General features: G+C 71.6%; 22 protein-coding genes and 3 pseudogenes. 10 read left to right on the forward strand and 15 right to left on the reverse strand.

Going from position 1 to position 20,475, the window contains the following annotated elements:
• Positions 1-10 precede the first annotated feature (10 nt).
• On the forward strand, positions 11-880 hold the full coding sequence (locus ACGFMM_RS31525) for a glycosyltransferase family 2 protein (protein WP_393649988.1): 870 nt from the start codon (positions 11-13) through the stop codon (positions 878-880).
• Between the two features lie 65 nt (positions 881-945).
• Here the strand turns inward: ACGFMM_RS31525 and ACGFMM_RS31530 are convergent, their stop codons facing one another.
• Complete coding sequence (locus tag ACGFMM_RS31530; protein ID WP_393649890.1) at positions 946-1,407, reverse strand: hypothetical protein; 462 nt, start codon at positions 1,405-1,407, stop codon at positions 946-948.
• 136 nt (positions 1,408-1,543) lie between these two features.
• A pseudogene (locus ACGFMM_RS31535) lies at positions 1,544-2,100 on the reverse strand (hypothetical protein); the annotation flags it as partial.
• Between ACGFMM_RS31535 and ACGFMM_RS31540 the strand changes: the two are divergent.
• Entirely contained in the window at positions 2,034-2,366 is a 333-nt protein-coding gene (locus tag ACGFMM_RS31540; protein ID WP_393649891.1) for a hypothetical protein, read from the forward strand. The pseudogene ACGFMM_RS31535 and the gene ACGFMM_RS31540 overlap by 67 nt on opposite strands.
• Before the next feature lie 38 nt (positions 2,367-2,404).
• Here ACGFMM_RS31540 and ACGFMM_RS31545 read toward each other — a convergent pair whose 3' ends face one another.
• Positions 2,405-2,887 carry an LGFP repeat-containing protein gene (locus ACGFMM_RS31545; protein WP_393649892.1) on the reverse strand — a complete coding sequence of 161 codons (483 nt, stop codon included), beginning with the start codon at positions 2,885-2,887 and terminating at the stop codon, positions 2,405-2,407.
• Between the two features lie 270 nt (positions 2,888-3,157).
• Between ACGFMM_RS31545 and ACGFMM_RS31550 the strand changes: the two genes are divergently transcribed.
• Entirely contained in the window at positions 3,158-3,373 is a 216-nt protein-coding gene (locus ACGFMM_RS31550) for a hypothetical protein (RefSeq protein ID WP_393649893.1), read from the forward strand.
• 13 nt (positions 3,374-3,386) lie between these two features.
• Here ACGFMM_RS31550 and ACGFMM_RS31555 read toward each other — a convergent pair whose 3' ends face one another.
• Positions 3,387-4,199 carry a phytanoyl-CoA dioxygenase family protein gene (locus tag ACGFMM_RS31555; RefSeq protein ID WP_393649894.1) on the reverse strand — a complete coding sequence of 271 codons (813 nt, stop codon included), beginning with the start codon at positions 4,197-4,199 and terminating at the stop codon, positions 3,387-3,389.
• 307 nt (positions 4,200-4,506) lie between these two features.
• Between ACGFMM_RS31555 and ACGFMM_RS31560 the strand changes: the two are divergent.
• A pseudogene (locus ACGFMM_RS31560) lies at positions 4,507-5,125 on the forward strand (transposase).
• Positions 5,126-5,817: 692 nt separating this feature from the next.
• A complete protein-coding gene (locus ACGFMM_RS31565) occupies positions 5,818-6,144 on the forward strand; it encodes a hypothetical protein (RefSeq protein WP_393649895.1) in 327 nt (108 codons plus the stop codon).
• Positions 6,145-6,317: 173 nt separating this feature from the next.
• Here the strand turns inward: ACGFMM_RS31565 and ACGFMM_RS31570 are convergent.
• From ACGFMM_RS31570 to ACGFMM_RS31580, 3 genes and pseudogenes are all read right to left on the reverse strand, one after another.
• Positions 6,318-6,590: pseudogene (locus tag ACGFMM_RS31570) on the reverse strand (HNH endonuclease); the annotation flags it as partial.
• A 32-nt stretch (positions 6,591-6,622) separates the two neighbouring features.
• Entirely contained in the window at positions 6,623-7,297 is a 675-nt protein-coding gene (locus ACGFMM_RS31575; RefSeq protein WP_393649896.1) for a hypothetical protein, read from the reverse strand.
• Positions 7,298-7,323: 26 nt separating this feature from the next.
• Positions 7,324-8,247, reverse strand: a complete 924-nt coding sequence (locus ACGFMM_RS31580; protein ID WP_393649897.1) for an NAD(P)/FAD-dependent oxidoreductase — start codon at positions 8,245-8,247, stop codon at positions 7,324-7,326.
• Positions 8,248-8,343: 96 nt separating this feature from the next.
• Between ACGFMM_RS31580 and ACGFMM_RS31585 the strand changes: the two genes are divergently transcribed.
• Together ACGFMM_RS31585 and ACGFMM_RS31590 are read left to right on the forward strand one after the other, a co-directional pair.
• Positions 8,344-8,997 carry a class I SAM-dependent methyltransferase gene (locus ACGFMM_RS31585; RefSeq protein ID WP_393649898.1) on the forward strand — a complete coding sequence of 218 codons (654 nt, stop codon included), beginning with the start codon at positions 8,344-8,346 and terminating at the stop codon, positions 8,995-8,997.
• 42 nt (positions 8,998-9,039) lie between these two features.
• Positions 9,040-9,609, forward strand: a complete 570-nt coding sequence (locus tag ACGFMM_RS31590) for a TetR/AcrR family transcriptional regulator (RefSeq protein ID WP_393649899.1) — start codon at positions 9,040-9,042, stop codon at positions 9,607-9,609.
• 164 nt (positions 9,610-9,773) lie between these two features.
• Here ACGFMM_RS31590 and ACGFMM_RS31595 read toward each other — a convergent pair whose 3' ends face one another.
• From ACGFMM_RS31595 to ACGFMM_RS31605, 3 genes are read right to left on the reverse strand one after another with little or no spacing between them, the layout of a single operon-like run.
• Positions 9,774-11,786 (reverse strand): hypothetical protein, encoded by a 2,013-nt coding sequence (locus ACGFMM_RS31595; protein WP_393649900.1) that lies wholly within the window; start codon positions 11,784-11,786, stop codon positions 9,774-9,776.
• On the reverse strand, positions 11,783-12,118 hold the full coding sequence (locus ACGFMM_RS31600) for a helix-turn-helix domain-containing protein (RefSeq protein ID WP_393649901.1): 336 nt from the start codon (positions 12,116-12,118) through the stop codon (positions 11,783-11,785). The genes ACGFMM_RS31595 and ACGFMM_RS31600 overlap by 4 nt, the downstream gene beginning before the upstream one ends.
• Positions 12,112-12,525 carry a tyrosine-type recombinase/integrase gene (locus tag ACGFMM_RS31605; RefSeq protein ID WP_393649989.1) on the reverse strand — a complete coding sequence of 138 codons (414 nt, stop codon included), beginning with the start codon at positions 12,523-12,525 and terminating at the stop codon, positions 12,112-12,114. The genes ACGFMM_RS31600 and ACGFMM_RS31605 overlap by 7 nt, the downstream gene beginning before the upstream one ends.
• Positions 12,526-13,274: 749 nt before the next feature.
• On the opposite strand from ACGFMM_RS31605, the gene ACGFMM_RS31610 reads away from it, so the two are divergent.
• A complete protein-coding gene (locus ACGFMM_RS31610) occupies positions 13,275-13,574 on the forward strand; it encodes a DUF6506 family protein (RefSeq protein WP_033220913.1) in 300 nt (99 codons plus the stop codon).
• A gap of 111 nt (positions 13,575-13,685) precedes the next feature.
• Complete coding sequence (locus ACGFMM_RS31615; protein WP_393649902.1) at positions 13,686-14,270, forward strand: GNAT family N-acetyltransferase; 585 nt, start codon at positions 13,686-13,688, stop codon at positions 14,268-14,270.
• Positions 14,271-14,596: 326 nt separating this feature from the next.
• Here the strand turns inward: ACGFMM_RS31615 and ACGFMM_RS31620 are convergent, their stop codons facing one another.
• The 3 genes from ACGFMM_RS31620 to ACGFMM_RS31630 all read right to left on the reverse strand — a co-directional run bounded on the left by ACGFMM_RS31620 (position 14,597) and on the right by ACGFMM_RS31630 (position 17,669).
• Entirely contained in the window at positions 14,597-15,433 is an 837-nt protein-coding gene (locus ACGFMM_RS31620) for a hypothetical protein (protein ID WP_393649903.1), read from the reverse strand.
• Positions 15,434-15,497: 64 nt separating this feature from the next.
• Positions 15,498-16,886, reverse strand: a complete 1,389-nt coding sequence (locus ACGFMM_RS31625) for an FAD-binding protein (protein WP_393649904.1) — start codon at positions 16,884-16,886, stop codon at positions 15,498-15,500.
• A 156-nt stretch (positions 16,887-17,042) separates the two neighbouring features.
• Complete coding sequence (locus ACGFMM_RS31630; protein ID WP_393649905.1) at positions 17,043-17,669, reverse strand: DinB family protein; 627 nt, start codon at positions 17,667-17,669, stop codon at positions 17,043-17,045.
• Positions 17,670-17,936: 267 nt separating this feature from the next.
• On the opposite strand from ACGFMM_RS31630, the gene ACGFMM_RS31635 reads away from it, so the two are divergent.
• Complete coding sequence (locus ACGFMM_RS31635) at positions 17,937-18,296, forward strand: hypothetical protein (RefSeq protein WP_393649906.1); 360 nt, start codon at positions 17,937-17,939, stop codon at positions 18,294-18,296.
• A 185-nt stretch (positions 18,297-18,481) separates the two neighbouring features.
• Here the strand turns inward: ACGFMM_RS31635 and ACGFMM_RS31640 are convergent, their stop codons facing one another.
• Together ACGFMM_RS31640 and ACGFMM_RS31645 are read right to left on the reverse strand one after the other, a co-directional pair.
• On the reverse strand, positions 18,482-19,222 hold the full coding sequence (locus ACGFMM_RS31640; protein ID WP_393649907.1) for a response regulator transcription factor: 741 nt from the start codon (positions 19,220-19,222) through the stop codon (positions 18,482-18,484).
• A gap of 151 nt (positions 19,223-19,373) precedes the next feature.
• Positions 19,374-20,396 (reverse strand): LacI family DNA-binding transcriptional regulator, encoded by a 1,023-nt coding sequence (locus tag ACGFMM_RS31645; RefSeq protein WP_393649908.1) that lies wholly within the window; start codon positions 20,394-20,396, stop codon positions 19,374-19,376.
• Between the last annotated feature and the right edge of the window lie 79 nt (positions 20,397-20,475).

Below are 20,475 nucleotides of genomic sequence, written 5' to 3' on the forward strand. Positions count from 1 at the left end.
CTTCGAGCAGATGGGTGCGGTCGTGAAGCTGGGCGTGGCGATCTTGACCATGGGTACGCGGCCGAAGGAGCTGGCCGAGCTCTTGGCCTCGGTCCACGCGCAGACGGCGCCGGCCGCGCGGGTGGTCGTGGTCGCCAATGGGTGCGAGCTGCCGTCGCTGCCGCCGTGGGTGCATGCCGTGCGGCTGGAGGAGAACCTCGGGGTCACCGGCGGCCGTAACGCCGCGTTGCAGCAGTTGCGGGACATGGACCTGGTGCTGGACCTGGACGACGACGGGCTGCTGGTCGCCGACGACGTCTTCGCCCGTATCGAGGCCCTGTACGCGGCGGACGAGCGGCTGGGCATCGCGGGCTTTCGCATCGCGGACGAGACCGGATTCACGCAGCGCCGCCACGTGCCGCGGCTGCGAGCCGGCGACCCGATGCGCGGCGGTGAGGTGACCGGCTTCCTCGGCGGCGCGCACGTGCTGTCGACGAAGATGCTCGCCGAGGTCGGGGACTGGCCGGAGGCGTTCTTCTTCGCCCATGAGGAGACCGACATGGCCTGGCGGGCCATCGACGCGGGCTGGAAGGTCGTCTACGAGCCGGAGCTGCTGCTGCAGCACCCGCGCACGTCCCCCGCCCGGCACTCGTTCTTCTACCAGGTCAACGCCCGCAACCGGGTCTACCTCGCGCGCCGCCACCTGCCGGCCCTGCTGGTGCCGGTCTACCTGGCGGTGTGGGTGGTCCTCACACTGGCCCGCACCCGCACCCTGACTGGCTTGCGGTCCTGGTTCGGCGGCTTCGCCGAGGGGTGGCGCACGCCATGCGGGCCGCGCAAGCCGATGCGCTGGCGCACCGTGCTCACTCTCGCCCGCCTCGGCCGGCCTCCGGTGATCTGAACTATTCATGCGGCCAGAGCCGCAGCCTCGGCGCGCAGCCACGGCTCGCACTGGCCCCAGTCTGATCAGGGCTCGTAGGTGATCGGCTTATCGATGTGGGGGTGCTCGATCTCGCAGCCGACGCCTGCGGCGCGCAGGTAGGCGCCGATCTCTTCGGCGATCGCGACGGAGCGATGGCGCCCTCCCCCGCACATCACGTGGACGTCGACCCGCTTCAGCCGGCGGGTTCCGGTCTGCTGCTGTCGGGCTTCGGCTTCGAGGAGGGCGAGGACCATGCGGGCGTTGCGGCGCACGAGCTGGTCGGCACCGGGTGTGGCCATGACGTACCGGCGGACCTCGGGGTCGAGGCCGTTGGAGTGGAGCATGCGTTCGCGGACGGCCGGGTCGTCCGGAGGGTTGCGCAGGATGCGGGTGTCGACGAGGACGGCGTCGCCGGAGGGGGTGTCGACGTGGTTCTCGCCGAAGCTGGTGATCACGCACTGGACGAGGCCGCCGAAGTGTGAGCGCGCGGTGCTGTTGCTGGTCATGCCGGTCCTTCGGTTGGGTCGCCGTCGGCGGATTCAACGATGGCAGCCGACGTGGCGGGGATCTTTCTGCTGACTCATACGTGGCGGGCGCCGACTGGACTCGGAGGCCCAGTTGATTCGTTCGCCCTCGTGAGGTTCAGTCGCCGGCGCGGGCGGCGCGGCAGATGGTGGCGTCGAGCAGGGTGAGCGCATGGGTGGCGGTGCGGCCGGGGGCGCGGTTCCAGGGGCCGATGAGGCCGCTCCAGCCTTGGGTGCGGAGTTCGGTGACGATCCAGGCGGCGGCGTGGTTCATGGTGTCCTGGCTGCCGTAGCCGAGGCGGTGGGCGGTCAGGAGCGCGCCGCAGATGCAGCGGGCTCCCCCTGCGGTGCGGAGCTTGTAGGGCTGGTTCTGCCAGCCCCACTCCTCAAGGACGCGGCTCGGGTGGGCGAGGTGGACGGACGGCCTCAGGTCGGCTTGTCCGATGCCTCGCCAGGCGTGGAGGCGGTCGGGGAGGATCGCGCCGAGCCGGCCGGGCAGTGGCCGTTCGGCGGGCGGAGCCGGGGGATGTGGGCGAGCGCGGTAGTGATGAACCAGTCGACGGGGACGGTCAGCAGTACTCGCCACGCCTCGGACGGGTCGTCGTGGCATGGGGCGGGTTCGGTCGCTTGGACCGCTGCGCGCGGGGCGGGTTCGGGGGCGCCCAGAGGCCCGCCGACACCGCGAGGCGAAGTCGGAGCACCGCGCGCCGCAGCCCGTCGCCGAGGCCCCCGAGCCGGCCGGCCATGTCGTCGACCTCACGGCCGCACTGGAGCAGTCGGTGCAGGCCGCGCGGGAGCGTCGCGGCGAGACGACCGGCGACGCCACGGTGCACGAGATGCCCGCCCCCAGGAAGAAGGTCACGGCGAAAAAGGCGTCCTCGAAGAAGTCCGCGGGCAAGAAGACGACGCCGAAGAAAGCGACCTGGAAGCGGTCAGCCTGAGGCGTGCCTTGCGGCACGCCCCGGTGGTGATTGGCTGTTCACTGCTGGAATACGCCTCCGCCTGGGCCGGGTTTCCACAGCAGCGTTCCGTGCTGGAAGACTTGCTTCCGGTCCGGACCGCCGGCGGCTTCCTCCGGCTTCGTCGGATATCCGAGCGGTCCGCCATATCCGCCTCGATCCAGCCAGCCCTGGCGAAGGGCTCCGTAGGTCTCGACAGCGCCTGTCGACGGGGACCAGTAGACGGAGTTCACCACGTTTCCCTGGATGTCGAGGAAATCGTTGTACGCGCCGGCCGGAGCAGGGAACGAGAGGGTTACCGTCTCATCGATGTTGGGATAGCCGTAGTACGTGCCTCCGATGTTCCTCAAGCGCTGCTCGATGTCTCCGGCGACTTTCTTGGCGCCGGTCTTGGGGTGGTAGACGAGAGTTCCGCGGGTGAACCTCTGGATTCGCCCGCCCCCCGGTTGCGTAACCTCTTCCGGCTGTAGAGGCATGCCCGGGCCGGTGTTGGTTCCGCCCATGGCCGCCCATTTGGCCCTGATCGCCCCCACGAAAGCACACCCACCGCAAGACCACCCCCGCACCCTCACGGACCTCTACCCCGCCTTCGACCACCCGCACGCCGTCACCATCACCTACCTCGAGCCCGGTGCGAGCGAACCCACCGTCAGGACCATCGAGGCGCACGACATCCGCACCACCACGAGCGGCCGCGTCCTCGTCCACGCCATGCGCCGGCTCCGCCGCAACGCGCCCGCGCCCTCCACGTCGAAGCGATCCTCGCCTACACGGTGCACCGCATCAGCTTCGTCCTGGAGCGCCCCGAGGCGACCACTCCCGACAAGAGCGGGAGCGGGATCGCGCTGCGCAGCATCAACGCCTTCATCGCCCATGAGCTGGATCGAGACAGCATCACCGCCGCCTACCGGGCCCGAGTAGGACTGGCCGCACGGCGCGCGGCCCGAGAGCCCGTCTACGCTGCGCATCTGCCACCTTGCCAGCGATGATCGTGAAGCACGTCTATCCGGCGCTGTGGTCGGTGCCGTCTCCGTCTGGACCGGGGGTGTCCTGTCCCAGACCCCGGCGGATCGCAATCTCTACGGGTGAGTACGCGCCGTCGGCCCGCTCCAGTTCGTACGGTGCTGTCGGCATCAACGGCGGCTGCGCCATCAAGCGTGGCCGCACCCCATGGTGCGGTTGCGCCGCGTGCACCAGGAACGGATGGCACAGGAAGACGTCGCCCGGGGACCCGGTCGCAAGGGCGAGTGGCCGGTGGTCGGACGCCGTCACCAGATCGGGGGCGAGGGTCAGCCCGCTCGCCCCGTCCTCCCCGTACTTCTCCAACACCTTCGGCACGTCGAGGTGTGAGCCGACCCGGATCCGGGTCGGGGCGTCCTCCTCGCCGACCTCGCTGAACAGGAACAGCATCAGCAGCGCCCGGCCCTGGGAGCGCAGATTCGTGAAGTACCAGCTCTCGCCCTCCGGCAGATAGCTCCCCTCGATGTGCCAGCCCGCGTCGTCCGGCTCCTCCTCGTGCGGGAAGCGCAGCGGGAACGTGCCCAGCGAGTAGCGAGGCTCCCAGCGTCCCGTGCCGACGAGCAGGTCGTACGCGTGGTGCAGGGACGGGGAGTTGGGAGCGGCGGCAAACGGTCCCTGAGCCATGCCGCCCACCCAGTGCACGGGCTGCGTCCACGTCGACGGGTCGTCCGGGTCGCAGCCCGTCTCCCGCCACAGCAGCCGCGCGCAGTCTGCGGCCACACGCGGCGCGACAGCGCCCTCCAACTTCACGAAACCGTCGCGGAGGAAACGGGAAACCAAGGTCGTGTCATCCATGCCCCCATCGTGCGGCGATACCTGCCCCGATCACCCGACATTCTCCGCACCGCCTTTGTCGGGTGATCACCGGAGTGCGGTCAGGCGGCGCACGCCGCCTAGTGGTGCTTCGTTACGTCGAGTGATCTCGCCTGGTGGCGGGCGGCTTTCGGCTATGAGGCTTGGGGAGGTGGAACGGCTCCGGGGTGAGTTATCGGAGTTCGTTGCCGATGTGTTCGGCTCGTTGCCGCGGCAGGATCAGCGGCGGTGGGGCGGGTGATATCTGCGGGGTCTGATGCTGGACGGTCGGCGGAAGTCGATCCAGCCGATGGCGGAACGGCTGCCGGACAGGAACATGCAGGCGCTTCAGCAGTTCGTGAACCAGTCGCCGTGGGATCCGCTGCCGATGCGGCGGCGGATCGCCGAGCGGTTGAGCGAAGCGATCGCGCCTGAGGTGTGCGTGATCGACGATGTGTCGTTCCCCAAGCGCGGGACCGCTTCGGCGGGGTGGCCCGGCAGTACTGCGGAGCGTTGGGCAAGCCTGCAAACTGCCAGGTCGCGTTCAGCGTGCACGCGGCGACCGACACCGCGTCGTGCCCGCTGGAGTGGGAGTCGTTCCTGCCCGAGGAATGGGACAGCGACGACCGGCGGCGCCGACAGGCCGGTGTCCCCGACGGAATCGGGCACGTTTCCAAGACCCGTCTGGCTCCGGGATTGCTGGACCGGCCGGCCACGCAGGGCCTGGCGTCCCGCTGATCACGGCCGACGCCGGCTACGGCCGCAGCGTCTCCTTCCGGCTCGCGCTCGAGGAACGCGGCTGGTCCTATGTGATGGCGGTCGACCCGAAGGAGGTCGCCCACCCGGCCACGGCCGAACCGTTCCAGCCGGCCTACGGTGGTCTGGGACGGCCCACGCTGCCCCCGACCGCGAGCCCGCCCAGCCCCTGAGATCAACGCGCCGCGCGGCAATCTGGTGGCGACGTTGAAGACACCGGAGGGTTCCCGGTTCTCGGAGCTGGAGCGGCGGCGCCGACCGCCGACGCGGACTACGGGCACCGCGTTCGCCCGCGCGCTGGAGCGGGTGGACGCGGTGCCCTGAACCTTGTGTCATCGAGGACGCGGCGGGTACCCGGCGTGGCCGCGCGCCGGCTACCGAGCACGCCGGTCCCGCAGCTCGTCCAATGTGGGGGCGGACGGCCGGGGGTCGTAAGCCGTCCGCCGGCAGGACCGTGAGCCCCCGAAACCCTTGGCGGCGCCGCCCCACCCGGGATCCCGGATCGTGGAATGCGATTCGTCCGACGGGGAGGTCCTGATCGCGGTCATGCCGCCGGCACTGGACCACGTGATCAAGGCTCTGGAGAGCGCGTAGCCTGCCGATCAAACTGTCGACTGAGGAGTGGTCAGCCGGCGGGCCGGTTCTTCTTCGTCCAGCTGTCGGTGCGGGAGCCCTTCCGGGCCAGGCGCCGGGTCATGAGGGTGAGCCTTGGCGTACACCGTGAGCGCGTCGACCTCGGCCTGGTCCGCGACGATCAGGGCGATCCCGCCTCATTCGAGTGATCGGCGCAATGTCGCGGGCGGGCGATAGCGATCATGCCGGGATCCTGTGAGGAGGATTCATCCAGACCCAAGGGGATATAGGCATGGACGCGTTCAGGCACACGGCGAGGGTAGTGGCGACCACCGTCGCCGCGCTCGCATTGGCCACCGGGTTGTCGACCAACGCCCAAGCGGCCAACGGAACGTTGCACTACGTCAATGTAAACGGGGACGACTTCACCACCGAGAACCCGGCGAATGGGGAGTGCTTCTTGCTGGTCTCGGGGGCGATCCGAGTCGACAACCGAACCGACTCCGAGGCCACCGTGTACTCGGACCACGGGTGCGAGGATCCCCTGGGCTCGCCGATGCCACCATTCTCCTCGCGCGACTTTGGCGAGCCTGTCCCGCACAGTGTGATGTTCGGCTGATAAGGGCACGGCTGCAAGAAGAGGTCCACCCCCTTCCTGACTGTGGATACAGTCCCCTCTCGGCGGGGTCACCGCCCGGTGATCACTTCTACACCGCCGCTTCACGCCCCTGGATCCAGCGCTCTGGACCAGGGGCGCAGTTGCGTCGGCGCGCGGGAGCTACGGTGCCGGGGGTAGTGCACGACATTCGTCTCGCAGGCCTCCGCGTACACGGTCAACGCTTCGACCTCGCCCTGGTCTGCGGACAGGCCCCAACGCAGCTTCGTGGCGGTCCACTCGCTGACGTACCGGCATTGGGCGTCGGGGCTCGGCAGCATCCATTGCGCCGGGTCCTGGTCGGCCTTCGAGCGGTTGCTGCGCGCGGTGACGGCCACGAGGCTCGTCGAGGCGGCCTGGTCTATGGCGTACGCCTCGCGCCGCGCGGGCGTCCAGGCGCTGGCGCCAGCTGGCGGGGAGCGCTATTGGGAATGTGCCGTATTCAAGGTCCAGGTGAACGCCCCTTGTCGAGGCCCCGGTCTCCGCGCTGCTGGCCGTGGGGGACGTGCTGGAAGAGGTATGCGGTGGCCGGGCGGGTGTAGGCAATGCCCCGGCCGGTGGCTTGGAGCTGCTTCCGGGTGGGGTGTGGTGGTGTCTTGGGCAGGAGGTAGCGCTCCAAGCCGTCGGTGGTCAGCCGGTAGCGGCCCGCGCGGTGGTGGATGGCGGCGGCGAGGCGGTAGTCGGGGTTGATGTGGGCCAGGCCGGCGTCGGCGTGGCTGTTGTTGGCCAGGAGCCAACCGCCTGACTTCAGGCAGCGGGCCACGTGCTCGGAGACCGGTCCTGCATAGAGGGAGATGGCCAGGTCCCATTCCGCTGCTGGGAGTTCCCGCAGGGTGTGGGTGTAGTCGCCTGGTACGAAAGTGATCTCGGGGATCTGGTGGTAGTGCCGGTGGAGTCCGGCCAGTTCGAGGGTGGTGGCGGGGTCGGCGAAGGCCTTGCGGGCGCGGGGGTCGGAGTCGAGGTAGGTGACGTCGGGCAGGGCGTAGGACGGGGTGAAATCGAGGTAGCTGCCAGGGTAGATCCCGCGGCGGGCGCCGGTGTGGGCGGCGACGGCGAGGAACAGACCGGTGCGGTCGCCGATGTGGCGGATGTAGTCGGTGAAGGCGCGGCTCGTCATGGTGGCTGGCTCCGTTGGAAGGCGGGTCAGTGGGGGTGGGCGAAGTGGATGGCGTCGGCTGCCGCGGCGCCGGCTCCGGCGGCGTTCATGGCGCCTTGCTCCCACTGGGTGGTGAGGTCTCCGGCGGCGTACAGGCCGGGGACGTTGGTCTGCTTGTCGGGGCCGACGGTGAGGAAGCCGTCTGCGTCGAGGGCCAGGCCAAGGGTGGTGGCGAGGCGGGTGACGAGCGCGACCTGCTGCTGGGGTGGTGACCAGAGCAGGGTCTGGCGCGGCAGAAGAGTGCCGTCGGCCAGCTCCACGGTGTGCAGGTCTCCGTCCCGGTGGTGCAGGCGGACGATCTCGCCTTCGACGAGGTCGCTTCCGGCCGCCCGGAGGGCCTGGCGGGTCTCGGCGGCGCGGTCCATGCCGGGCGGCGCGATGGCGATCACGTCGGCGGACCACGCGCTGAACGCCTTCGCGGCGGTTGCGGCGTAGGCGGAATCGTCGGCCACCAGGCCCCAGGTGCGGTCCGCGTTCTCCCACCCGACGCAGAAGGGGCAGTGGATGACGGTGCGGCCCCAGCAGTCGGCGAACCCCCCGACGCCCGCGGGGTGGACGTCGACAACTCCGGTGGCCAGGAGCACCGTGCGGGCCCAGGCGGTGGTGCCGTCGTCGAGGGTGATGCGGAAGCCGCCGCCCTCGGCGCGCGTCACGTCCTCGGCAGCTGCACAGCGGTGTTCGGCCAGGCCGTAGGCGTCCAGTTCCCTCCAGGCCCGGGCGCGGACCTCGGCCGGGGTGGCGCCTTCGAGTCCGATCATGCCGTGGACGCCGCGCGACGCGTGGTTGCGGGGCGGGACTGGGGATTCCACGACCAGGGTGCGGTGGCGGTAGCGGGTCAGGGCCAGGGCGGCGGTGAGGCCGGCGGGGCCGCCTCCGACGATCACGGTGTCGTACTGCGCGAGCGGGTTCACGAGACTCTCCAATGGGTTGACGAATTCGAATGACCGCGGGTCATACTACTGACCAACGGTCATTCGATCGTTTCCATTCCCACCGGAGGAACCGAGATGCACGACGCACGCCACACCCCGCACGATCCGCGGCCCGCCTTCGACTGGGACGCCGTCTACCGCGGCGACGGAAGCGACACCAGCGCCCCCGACCCGCTCCTGCTCGCCCCCGCCGAGGCCCTCACCCCCGGGAAGGCCCTGGACCTCGGCTGCGGCGCAGGAGGCAACGCCCTGGCCCTCGCCGAGCGCGGCTGGCGCGTCACCGGCGTCGACATCGCCCCCCGCGCCATCGCCGGCACCCGGGCCAGCGCCTGCGCCCGCGGCCTGGAACTGGAGCTGCTGGTCGCCGACACCGCGCACTGGCGGCCGGAGACCACGTACGGCTTCGTCCTCAGCTCGTACGCCCTGCCGCCCCGTGGCCAGGCCCGCACCGCGACCCTCGCCGCCGCAGCGGCCGCGCTCGCCCCCGGCGGCATCCTGGCCCTCGGCGAATGGGACGAAGAAGGCTGCACCTGGGGCGAGAGCGGCGACCTGGTCACCCTCGACGAAATCCGCACCCACCTGACCGCCCTCGGCCTGGACATCCTGCGCGCCGACCGGCTCCGCGTGCCCGTGCACCAGCACCCCGGCCACGAACAGGAGCCGGCCGACGACGCGGCCGTCATCGTGACCGCCCGCAAGCCACATGACACGCTGGAGAGCAGCGACTGACCGGCCGCCGGTCAGTCACCGCCCCTCGTGAGGAGTCATCCCGTGCCCGCCCAGCCCACCGGCCGCTTCCAGCCCCCGGACGTCCGCCGCCGCCAGATCCTGGACGCCGTCGCCGCCCTGCTCCTCGAGGACGGCTACGAGGCGCTGACCATCAGCAGGGTCGCCGCCCGGGCCGGAGTCGCCAAGGGCACGGTCTACCTCTACTTCGCCTCCAAGCAGGAACTCCTCGCCGCCCTCCAGGGCGAGATGTGGGCGCGCATGCTGGAGACCCCCGCCGCGCTGCTGACACAGCCCGAACTGTCCTGGGCCGACCGGCTCGACGGGCTCGTCGCCGCGTGGGTTTCCGCCGAACAGGACCACCACGAGCTCTACCACCGGCTCTTCCACGAGCTCGGGACCGCGGGCGAGGAGCCCATGGACCAGGCCCGCCGCCTGCTCGTGACGATCCTGACCGAAGGGCACAAGGCCGGTGAGTTCGACGTCACCGACCCTGAACTCACCGCCGACTTCCTCACCCATGCCTACGCCGGCCCCTGCCACCACGCCCCCGGCACCGACGTCACCACCGCCGTCCAGGCCCTCTTCCGCCGCGTCGCCGCCGCCCGCCCCTGAGCAGCCGCTCCGGCGGGGCCGACTTCGTGGAGGGTGGTGGCGGCAGGACTCCCCGAGGCCGAGGAGGTACTGGCGCCCGTTCTCGCCGACAGCCAGGTCCCGACGGAGCACGGTGCCGATCTTGGTTCGCCCGCGAGGCCGCGCCAGCGGCATGGCCTGTCCCGTCACTCCTCGGCCGTGTCGTATCTGTCTCGGTCTGCCCGTTCCTTCTCCGGGTCGGTCGCGGCGGTTTCGGTGCGAGCGGCAAGGTAGGCGGTCCAGTCGGTGGCGGCGCGGCGGCGCCACTGGACGGCCGTGATCGGGTGGAGGCCGAGCATCGGGCCGAGGACCGCGGGCGGAAGGTCGCATGCGAGGGCCACCAGCGCGGTGGCCCGGGCGGGCCGGTTGGGGATGTGGCAGGCGGCCAGGCGTCGGCTGAGTGCAGCGGCGGAGATGTGGGCGCCGGGCAGGTGGCCGGGGAACAGCCAGCCGGCGCTGGTGTTCGCGGCCCAGCCCTTGGGAGCGGGGCGGTCGGCGAGGGTGGTGAGGATGTCGGCCAGGGTGGTGGGCAGCGGGATCGGGGTCCGGCCCAGGGTGAGGGACGTCGCGCCGTCGTGGGTGGTCAGGGCGGTGGTGGGCAGGGCGGCGATCCGGGTGAGGTGCTGGCCGAAGAGCAGGAGGATCGCGCCGGCGGCCCGGACGTCGAGGTCGAGGCGGGTGTCGGTGAGGCACTGGTGGAGGAGGTCCCAGTGGGAGTCCTCGTCCAGGCCGACCGGGTCGGCTTTCGGGCGGTGCGGCACGAGGAGGTCGCGGGCGTGGTGGCGGCGGTGGGCCCAGACGACGAAGTCGCGGACCTCGTAGCGGGTGCCGGGCTTGGCCGCGAGCCAGGTGTCGAGGCGGCCTTGGTCGAGGGTGGCGATGGTCAGGCCGTGGCCGGCGGTCGTGGTGAGGAGTTCGGCGGCGAGGTTGATGCGGGTGTAGGCCCAGCGGATCCGGTGCTTGACCCCGCCGGCCCGGGCGGCCTGGTGGCGTTCGGCGCGGGGCAGCACGGACCAGCGGACGTAGGCGCGGAGCAGTGCGCCGTGCTCGGGGTGCCGGGCGACGGTCCGTTCCAGGTGCCGGACGATCCGCACCGTGAGCTCGTCCCGGGGCTCCAGGACCTGGTAGGCGGTCAGCAGGCCGCGCAGGTACTCGGCGGTCATCGCCGTGGCCCGGCCGTCGATCGTGGCGTCGAGGTCAGTGTGGGAGAGCGGGCGGCCTGAAGACATGAGGTCCCGCAGAAGACGGGCGGAGCGGGAGCCGCGCAGCCAGTTCAGGACCGTTCCCACATCCGGAGCCTCGGCCAACGCAGCCCGCATCGCCGCGAGCGGCCCGGTACCCGCCGCTTCGGGCACGTCGGTGAACAGGTCCTCCAAGTGGTCGGCGACCGCGCAGCGGTCGCAGAGTCGGCCGACCTTGTAGGAGCGCGGTCCGGCGCAGCGTTCGCAGGCGTAGGGGTCGGGGACGCCGGCGCAGGGCCCGCAGACCCGGCGGTGCTCGGCGCGACCGATCAGTACCCGGGTCCGGTCACAGTCCGGGCAGGGCGTGGGGTGGCTGCGAGCGGTCCGGTAGCAGGGGGTGCAGACCGGGCCGAGCGGCCAGCGTGCGGAGACTGGGGCGCTGGTGTGGCAGAGGGCGCACAGGGCCGGGGGCCGGGGGCGGCAGTTCGAGCAGGGGTCCAGCTCGGCCGGCTTGCCGCACGTCGAGCAGTTTCGGGTCGCCGCGATCTGCCGGCGGCGGCATGCCGCGCAGGTGTCCCGACTCGGCCGGGGGCCGGCCTTCCCGCAGCTCGTGCAGGTGCCGATGTTGCCGCGGGCGGCGAGGATGCCCTCGCAGCCGAGACAGACCCGGCCGCCGGATACCGCCCGGCGAAGCCTGCGGACGCGTCCGCAGCGCAGGCACGCCGGTGCCCGCACTCCGGTGACCCCGAGGTCCGCCAAGGTGGTGATGAGGACCTGGACAGAGCGGGGCGCGGCGGTTGCGCCGCTGACCAGGGCGTCAGGGTGGGCGGCGAGGTGGGCCCGGATGCGGCCGCGGGCGGCCGGGGTCAGATCGGCGACGATCCGGGCCGCATCCTGATCGGCAAGGTCAGGGAGGGACGCGGTCATCAGGCGGGCGAGTTCCCGCCAGGAGTCCGGGGCGGAGGCGGGGACGGTCATCGGTCTCCCGGCCGGGTCAGGCGTACGCGGCGTGCCGGCGGGGCCTTCGCGGCAGTGGCCGTCTCGCCGCTGGCGGTCGGCTTGGCGACCTGGACGTGGCTCTCGGTGATGGTGATCAGGTCGGCCGGGGTGACATGGAGGATCGAGCAGAGCGCGGCCAGCACGTCCATCGACAGCCTCTGCGGGACCTGGGCGACAAGGCGGTAGACCTGCTCGCGGGAGAGATGGACCCCGCACTCGGCCAGGGCCGGGATCAGATCGGTGGTCTGGAACATGTCCCGCTCGGCCATCAGCCGACGCAGGTTCCACACGATCCCCATGCGCTTCACCACGACAGCGCCACCTCCTTCTTCGTGCCCGGCTCCAGCCGTCGCCGCAGCGCGCTCTCGATCAGCCGGTTTCGGTACTCGTCCGACACCCACGTGTACAAGGCCGTCGTCGGGCCATAGGCGTGTCCGACCTGCTGCTGCACGAACCGCTCCGGATACCCGAACTCCACCAGGTGCGTGATGTAGGAGTGCCGCAGGCAGTGCAGATCCAGCTCGCCCGGCAGCCCGGCGCGCTCACGCACCATGGCGAACACCTCGTCCAGGCGCCGCACCCCGATCCGGCCGCACCGCTCCGTCACCCACAGCGCCGGATGCCGCCCCGGAGAGAAGCCGGGCCTCACCTCGGCCACCCACTCCTCGATGAGGGGGACGATCCACTCGACCTCCGGGACACTGGCGCAATGCGGGATCCAGGCTCACCTCGACCAATGCGGAACGTCCTCCATGTGCCAGGGGCGAAGAACGAGAGCGGGAGAGGCCGGCGTCGCGGCCACCTGAAAGCCCCGGCCGGCACCACCACATCCCCCGTCGCCGGCCGGGGCTGCCGTACCACCTCTGCAGGGAGACCGATGGCGGCGGCGATGAGCAGGCTGTCGAGCGTGGCCGAAGAGTGGGCCGCTCGATCCGTATACCCGCGCCCGGGCGGGGGGGGTCGGCCCCCCGCTCGTCCGGCGGCCGCATCCGCCTGGGGCCCGGCATCGACGTCCGCGCCCCCACCAGCGGCTCAGCGGGAACGTCGTCGGGCTCGGGTCGGTTATCGACGGCCCGGCGGTACGAGTTGGCAGTCGACGCGCTTGTGCAGCAGCTGCCGGTGTGGGTGGCCGAGTCGATCGTCGGACGAAGTTCGCTGTCCGGCCAACTGAAGTGACGGAACCCAAGGGCGTTCCTGACGCCGAACGGGGCTTTGGCCTTGTGATCAGGATTTCCAGGGTGGCGCGGTCAGATCTTCTCGTGCCGCATCGAAGAACTCCCACTGGACATCAATGAGCGCTGGGAGCTGTCCGGCGGATCATGCGCCAGCGGGCCGTGTTGCTGTACTCGGACAGTGCGGGCATCCGGAGTGCGGCGTAGATCACTCACGGCTTGTCTCCGTTCCAGGCCATTCCCGCCCTGGCTCTGCTTGGCTGGTGGCTCTGACGATCACAGGAGGTCGATACGTATGGCGCTCACACACTGGGGGTTCATCTACACGGCGGACGGCAGCGCGGCAGGTGGCGATGTCAGCGTCGTGGACACGGGTACGTGCCGCAGTGTGTTCGTCGGGGTGGAGAAGCCCGAGGAGGGCATCGAGGCCGCGCGCCGCCTGGTGGGCGAGGGCGTGCAGCTGATTGAACTGTGCGGGGGATTCGGGCCGGTATGGGCCGGGCGTGTGATCGAGGCGATCAACGGCGCAGTCCCCGTGGGCGCGGTTGGCTACGGACCCGAAGCGGTCGATCAGGTGCACGCGATCTTCTCGTGACGGGTGCCAGCTCCTTCACTCCGATAGGGACCGGAGCCAGAGCCGAATGGCTGCGCCGGTGACGGTGCCGTGAGATCGCCACCCGGATCCTGATCGCGTCAGCTGTGGGGCATGCCTGAACTGCGCACCGATCGTCTCCTGCTCCGCCGGTGGCGGGAGTCCGACCTTGAGCCGTGGGCGGCGATGAACGCCGATCCCGAAGTCCGAGAACACCTGGGGGAACTGCTGACGCGGGAGCAAAGCGATGCCACGGTGGCAGTCATGCAGACCGAGTTCGACGACCGAGGATTTGGGTGGTGGGCGCTGGAAGCAAGGGAGACCGGTGAGTTCATCGGCCGCGTCGGCTTGGACGAGGTGGACGCAGCCATGCCCTTCGCCGGGGTGGATATCGGATGGCGGTTGATGCGTTCGGCGTGGGGGCACGGTTACGCCACCGAGGCCGCCCTGGCATGCCTTGCCTTCGGCTTCGAGGCCCTCGGGCTGCCGGAGGTGGTTGCGTCGACGACCGTCAACAACCTTCGTTCCCAGGAGGTGATGCGCCGGATCGGCATGAACCGGGACCCGGCCGACGACTTCGAGGATCCGAGCGTGCCCGAAGGGCCGCTACGCCAGTGTGTGCTGTGCCGGGCCCCCGCAGAGACACTCACGGCCTACACCACGCGGCGGGACACCTTCAGGACGACGGTGTATCGGTGACCCGCCACGCACGCAAAGAAGCTCCAGTTGAAGGGGTGACCTTCCCAAGTCACACTGCCGGTGATGGGTGTCGTCATCGTCGGGCTCGACATCATGCCTGTGCTGTTCGCGATGATGCCTGGCTCGGATACCCGACCGGCCTCGGCACGCTCAGCACCACCGACGGCAGCGCCTCGGCCACGTTCACCGCGCCCGCGTCGGTGCAGACCGAACAGAGCGTCGCGGTTGTGACCTGGGGCAGAGCCCCGATGTGAGCGTTGGTGTCGGACTGTGTCAATTGACGGTGCTCGCCGGCTGAAACCGGCCGACGACGTCCGGCATCCGGGCTACCTCCGGGGGTCCCTCTTCTTCAGCTCCCGTTCCGCCCGCTCGGCCGTCCGGCGGGCGGCCTGGGCGGAGCGCTCGGCATCGCGGAGGGCGTCGGTGGCGTGGGTGGCCTCCGTACGGGCCTGGCGTGCGGCGTCGCGGGCGGCGCGGAGGCCGGCTTCCAGGGCGGTGACGTGTTCGGCGGCGGTGGTGGCGAGGTCGTCGGCCTTGTCGCGCCGCGACCGCGCGGCGTGGACCTCGGCGTCGAGCCGGCGGGCCTCCTCGCGGGCCTCGTCCAGCGCGGCGCGAGCCCGCCGGAGCCGCGGGTCCTCCGCCGCCGCGGGCGGCGGAGGACGCTCCGGCACCTGCTCGGGGCTGAGGGCGGCCGTGAAGCCGACCGTGGCCTCCGGCGCCTTCACGAGCCGCCCCGCGATCCACTCCTCGGCGACGTCCGGATCGGCGAGCACACTGCGCAGAATCCGCCCCAGCTCGTCCAGCGCCCCGCCCCGCACCGCCTGGCCGGCCTCCCCGGCCAGGGACGCGGCGTCCCGGACGAGGCCCGCGACGAGCCGGTGCTGCTGCGCGCTCAGCTGCCGCAGCTGCTCGGGATCGAGGGTCCGGTGCGCCTCGCGCAGGCCCTGCCCGAGCCTGAGCAGCTGCTCCGCCTCGGCGGGGCGGGTTCGGACCAGCAGGTTCGAGGCCCAGGCGGCCAGCGTCGGCCGGCGCAGGCCGGCGATCCGTTTCGCCCCTGCGGCGTCCTCCGCCTCGCGGGCCTGCGCGACGTACGCGTCACGGGCGGCGGTGAACTCCGCCGGCTTCAGCCCGTACAGCTCGTCGATGACCGCGTCGACATCCACTCCCCCACTCTCGCCCACCGCCCGCCGGACGCAACCGGGCCCGCCGCGGTCGGGCAGTCGGCGGTCAGAAGATGCGCTGACCGGGCGTGAGGATGCCGTCGGGGTCGTAGCGGTGGCGGGCGGCCTCGAACTCGGTCCAGAAGGCGCCGAAGTGGCTCGCCCATTCGTCCTTGGTCAGCGGCACCGAGCCGATCGGGTACCAGCAGCCGCCCGCGGCGCGGGTGACGTCGTACTGAACGCGGTTCGCGGCCACCATCTCCTCGGCGGAATCCGCCCCGGCGGATGCCGTCTTGAGGAGTGAGAAGAGGTACACCAGCTCCTCGTCCGGCATGACCGGGAGCGGGGTCGTGCACTTGGCGGTCGGGACGGGGTACAGCAGGATGACCGCGGTCGCGCCGATCGCGTTGCCCTTGAGGCCGGCGAGGGTCTCCTCGACGACGGCGTTCACGGCGGACGCGGGCAGGAAGCTGTCGTACCAGGGGTGGGGCCGCTGCCATTCGCCCATGGCCTTGAGCGCCTCCACCGACGGGGCGAGCCGGTTGACGAAGTCGAAGTAGGGCACGTCCTGGACGTCTGCCGAGGCGTGGCCCAGGTCGCCGGTGAGCCGCTCGTCGTCGGCCGCGACGCCGTCGTACGTCCCCGCCTCGATCATGTAGGTCCAGCCGTCGGGGCCCGGCAGGGCCTGACCGACGAGGTAGTCGAAGCGGCCTTCCTCGATCAGCTTCGTCTGCTGCGTGGTGATCGCCTCGACGGTCGGGAACGTCAGGACGTGGTGGCGTACGAAGCGGGGGGCGGGGACCAGGGAGATGGTGGCGCGGGTGATGATCCCGCACTGGCCGAGTCCGCCGAGGACGGCGCGGAAGAGGTCGGGGCGCACGCTGGGCGAGCAGGTCGTGAGCTCGCCCTCGCCGGTGACGACCTGGAGTTCGACCACGTTGTCGACCTGCGTTCCGTGGCGGCCGATCTGACCTCCCAGGCCGCCGGCCGAGAGGGTGCCGCCGACGGACAGCTCCAGGTAGTCGGTGAAGGCGGGCGGGGTGAGGCCGTGGGCCAGGGTGGCTCGGAGCAGGTCGCTCCACACGACCCCGCTGCCGACGGTGGCGGTGGCGGTGTCCTCGTGGACCTCGATCGTGTTGAGGGCGCCGAGCTCGACGACGAGTCCGGACCGCACCTGCGCCTGCCCGTAGGTGGAGTGCCCCTGGCCCCGCCCGGCGACCTTCAGCCCGTGCTCCCGGCAGTGACGGACCGCGATGGCGACGTCCTCGGGCGAGCCGGGTCTCAGGACCGCGGCCGGCCGTCTGTGGACGAGGCCGCCGAAGTCGTGGGACGCCGCGTCCAGGGCGGCCTTGTCGAAGCGCAGTTCCCCTTCCAGCGCGGGTATGCCGGAGAAGGGCTTGCCCGCGCGGAGGGCGTCGACCGCGTCCGGCTGCGGGGTGGGAAGGTCAGGCGTCACGCTGGCTCCAGAGACGACTCGGGTACGGAATGGCGACGTGCGCCGGTCCGCAGCGCGCAAGATCGCTCCGGGCATCGGCACACTTCCCACACATTGTGTGCATTCCCGAGCCCGAAGATCTACCTGCCGGTACCTCCGAGATGACTCCGGCTCAGATCAACGGCGCGTCTCGCGGTAGCGGTACAGGTCGCGGAGGAGGGCTATCTCGGCGGCGTGGTGCAGAAGTTCCTGGTTGACCCACCAGACGATGTCGACGAACGGGTCCTCGGGGTCGCTGCCGTGGGGGTACGTGCAGTAGCCGACGGTGTCGAGGGCGGTGTCGTCCAGGCCGGACAGGGCCTTGCGCCAGGCCGTCGCGCCGGCCGTGAACTCGGCGACCGCGCCGGCCGCGTCGCCGCTCGTGCGGTAGTCGTCGCGGGTGCGGGCGCGCGTGCCGGCGGTGTGGTCCGCGCGCAGGGTAAGGAGTTCGCTGAGGTGGCTCAGCCGCCAGGCGATCGTGGTGAACGGCGGCGGGACCGGGTGCGGGGGCGCGGCCGAGTCGCGGCCCCACTCGCCCGCACCGATCAGGAGCGTGGCCCGCGCCCCCGGGCCGTCCGTGCGGCGGCGCACCGACCAGCAGCCGGGGACGGGCTCCCACAGGTACTCCTCGTCGGTCATCGGCGGCACCTCGACCGGCGTGCCGTTGCCGCTGTCCATGTGCGGGCCGGCCAGCCGCGCGAGGAGGCGCTCGTACGCGAAGTCGAACTGCTCCAGCAAGGGGACGAGACGGGAAGGGGTGCTCATCGGACGCTCCTGCGACGACTGGTGGGACGGAAGGGACGGAACCCGTGACTCGGGTGCGAACGGAACCCGTGACCCGGGTGCGTACGGGACCGTGCGAACGGGACAGCGTGCCACGGTCCGGCCGGGTCACGCGCTCGAATTTCCGGCGCCCACCGGGCGGTTGCCGGGACGCACGGAAATCGTGTCGGCCGGCCGCGGGCCCGGCGGTATCGTCCCTCGTCCCGGCAGCCGCGAACCGCGGCCGCCCCGTTCGGAGAGCGATGCACCATGTCCAGCCGCACCACGACCCCGACGACGACTCTGTGGCGACCCACCGGGCCCGAGGAGCTGGAGTTGGTGTGCCGGTCCGACTGGCGTGCCTGGCCGCCCCGGTTGCCGGAGCAGCCGATCTTCTATCCGGTGCTCAACGAGGACTACGCGATCCGCATCGCCCGGGACTGGAACGTCAAGCACAGCGGGGTCGGCTACGTCACGCGGTTCGACGTGGAGTCGGAGTTCCTGAAGCGCTACCCCGTCCAGCAGGCCGGCGGGCGGACGATTCTGGAGCTCTGGGTACCGGCCGAGGAGCTCGACCTGTTCAACGCCCACATCGTCGGGACGATCGAGGTCGTGCACGAGTTCCGTTGACGAGGGCGCGGCACGCGCCGTGCCGCGGACGTGCTGCTCGGGCCGCGGGCAAGCGCTTCCTTTCTTCCTCTTTCGGCCCATGGTCCCGGACGCCGTCCTGGTCCATGCTGAGTCCAGCCCGAGGGGGAGCCGGGTATTCCTCTTCCGTCGGTCCGGCACGGGGGGCCGGGCCGGCGCAGGAGGGCTCAGGGCGCCCAGGCGCGGGCGAGGGCGGCCCGGTTCGGACACCCGGACTTGCGGCGGGCGGCGGCCAGGTGCTTCTTCACGGTGCCGATGTCGACCACCATGCGGCGGGCGATCTGCTCGTCCTTGAGCCCTTCCGCCAGCAGCGCGACCGCCTCGGTCTCGCGGGGTGTGAGCAGGTTCGCCCACGGCGGGCGGGCGTCCTGCAGGCCCGCCGCGATGCGGGCGATCGCCGGGCCGAGGAGCCCGAGCAGGGCGACCTCGCGGGGACCGAAGGCCTGCTCGTACGGGTCGAAGAAGGCGATCCCCAGCTGCGGGCCGGGCTCCGACGACGACCACGACTTCGCCATGACCGCGCCGATGCCGTGAGGGCGGAGGAAGTCGTCCACGAAGGGGCGCCGGTCCCCGTCCACGAGGTGGGCGGCGTCCAGCAGGGTCAGCGGCGGCGCCGGGTCGCCGCGCAGCACCGCCTCGGCGGCCGCTATCGCGATCGGGTCGAGACGGTGGAAGCGCTCGCGGTAGGCCTCCATGGCCGGCGCGACGATCCCGGACGCCTGCGCGGTGGAGTCCTGGAAGAGTCGCGGCCGGGTGTCCCCGGTGAGCACGGCCACGCTCCGGAAGCCCAGCCAGGCGGCGAGGGACTCGGTGAGCAGCCCGCCGAGCTCCGGCAGCGTGCGCGCGGAATGACAGTCGGCGACGACGGCGAGCAGCTGCTCGACGTCCGCCACGGGCAGTTGGTCCACACGAACCTCCGGGTCCCGGCCTGCACGGCCTTCCGCGCGTGATCGTACGGCGGCGGCCGCCGCTCCGCCTTCCGGAGTCGCCCCGCTGTCCGGAGTCGCCCCCGGGCCGCGATCACGGAGAGGCCTCTCAGGCCGAGGATCAGGCCGAGGATCAGGTCGAGGCGCGGATCGTCAGCTCGGTCGGCAGGACGCGGGCCCGCCGGTCCGCCGCGGACTCGGCCAGTTCCTGCAGGAGCATGCGGGCCATCGTGCGGCCCATCTCCTCGATCGGCTGGCGGACGCTGGTGAGCGGGGGGTCCATCAGCCGGGCGACCGTGGAGTCGTCGACGCCGACCAGGGCGACGTCGTCGGGGACGCTGCGGCCGGCCTCGCGGAGGGCGGCGCGCGCGCCGGCGGCCATCACGTCCGAGGCGGCGAAGACGGCGTCCAGGCCGGGGCGGCGGGCGAGGAGTTCGCGCATGGCGCGGATGCCGCCCTCCTCGGTGAAGTCGCCGGTGGCGATCAGCGCCTCGTCGGCGTCGAGGTCGGCCGCGGCGAGGCCCGCGCGGTAGCCGTCGAGGCGCGCGCGGGCGACGTACATGTCGAGGGGGCCGGTGATCGTGGCGATGGCGCGACGGCCCCGGGCCGCGAGGTGGTCGACGGCGGCGCGGCCCGCGCCGGCGTTGTCGGAGTCGACGTACGGGACCGGTTCGTCCTCCGTGCGCCGGCCGTTGAGCACGACGGGCAGGCCCAGTTCGCGGACGAGCTCGGGCAGCGGGTCGTCGGCGTGCACGGACGCGAGCAGCACGCCGTCGACGCGCTGGGCCGCCACGTACTGCTCGAAGCGGCGTCGCTCCTGCTCGGAGCGGACCAGGGTGAGCAGCAGCTGCTTGTCGGCCTCGGCCAGTTCGGCGCTCACGCCGCGGATGAGGTCCAGGAAGTACGGCTCGGCGAAGAGCCTGGCCTCCGTCTCGGGGATCACCAGCGCGATCGCGTCGGTGCGGCTGCCGGCGAGGGCGCGGGCGGCCTGGTTGGGGACGTAGCCGAGCTCGGCGATGGCGCGGTCGACGGCCGCCTTGGCCTGTTCGCTGACCCGCGGCGAGCCGTTGATGACCCGGGACACGGTGCCCCGGCCGACCCCGGCCCGGGCCGCGACCTCTTCCAGGGTGGGCCTGCCGCTCTGCCGTCCGCTCAAGGCTCGTACTCCCCTCGTCCTGCGTGGCGCTCCGCGCCGGTCAGCAAACCATAGAGGCCGACAATCGCATGGGAGCGCT

The organism is Streptomyces sp. NPDC048604, from assembly GCF_043199435.1.
Lineage (GTDB): Bacteria > Actinomycetota > Actinomycetes > Streptomycetales > Streptomycetaceae > Streptomyces.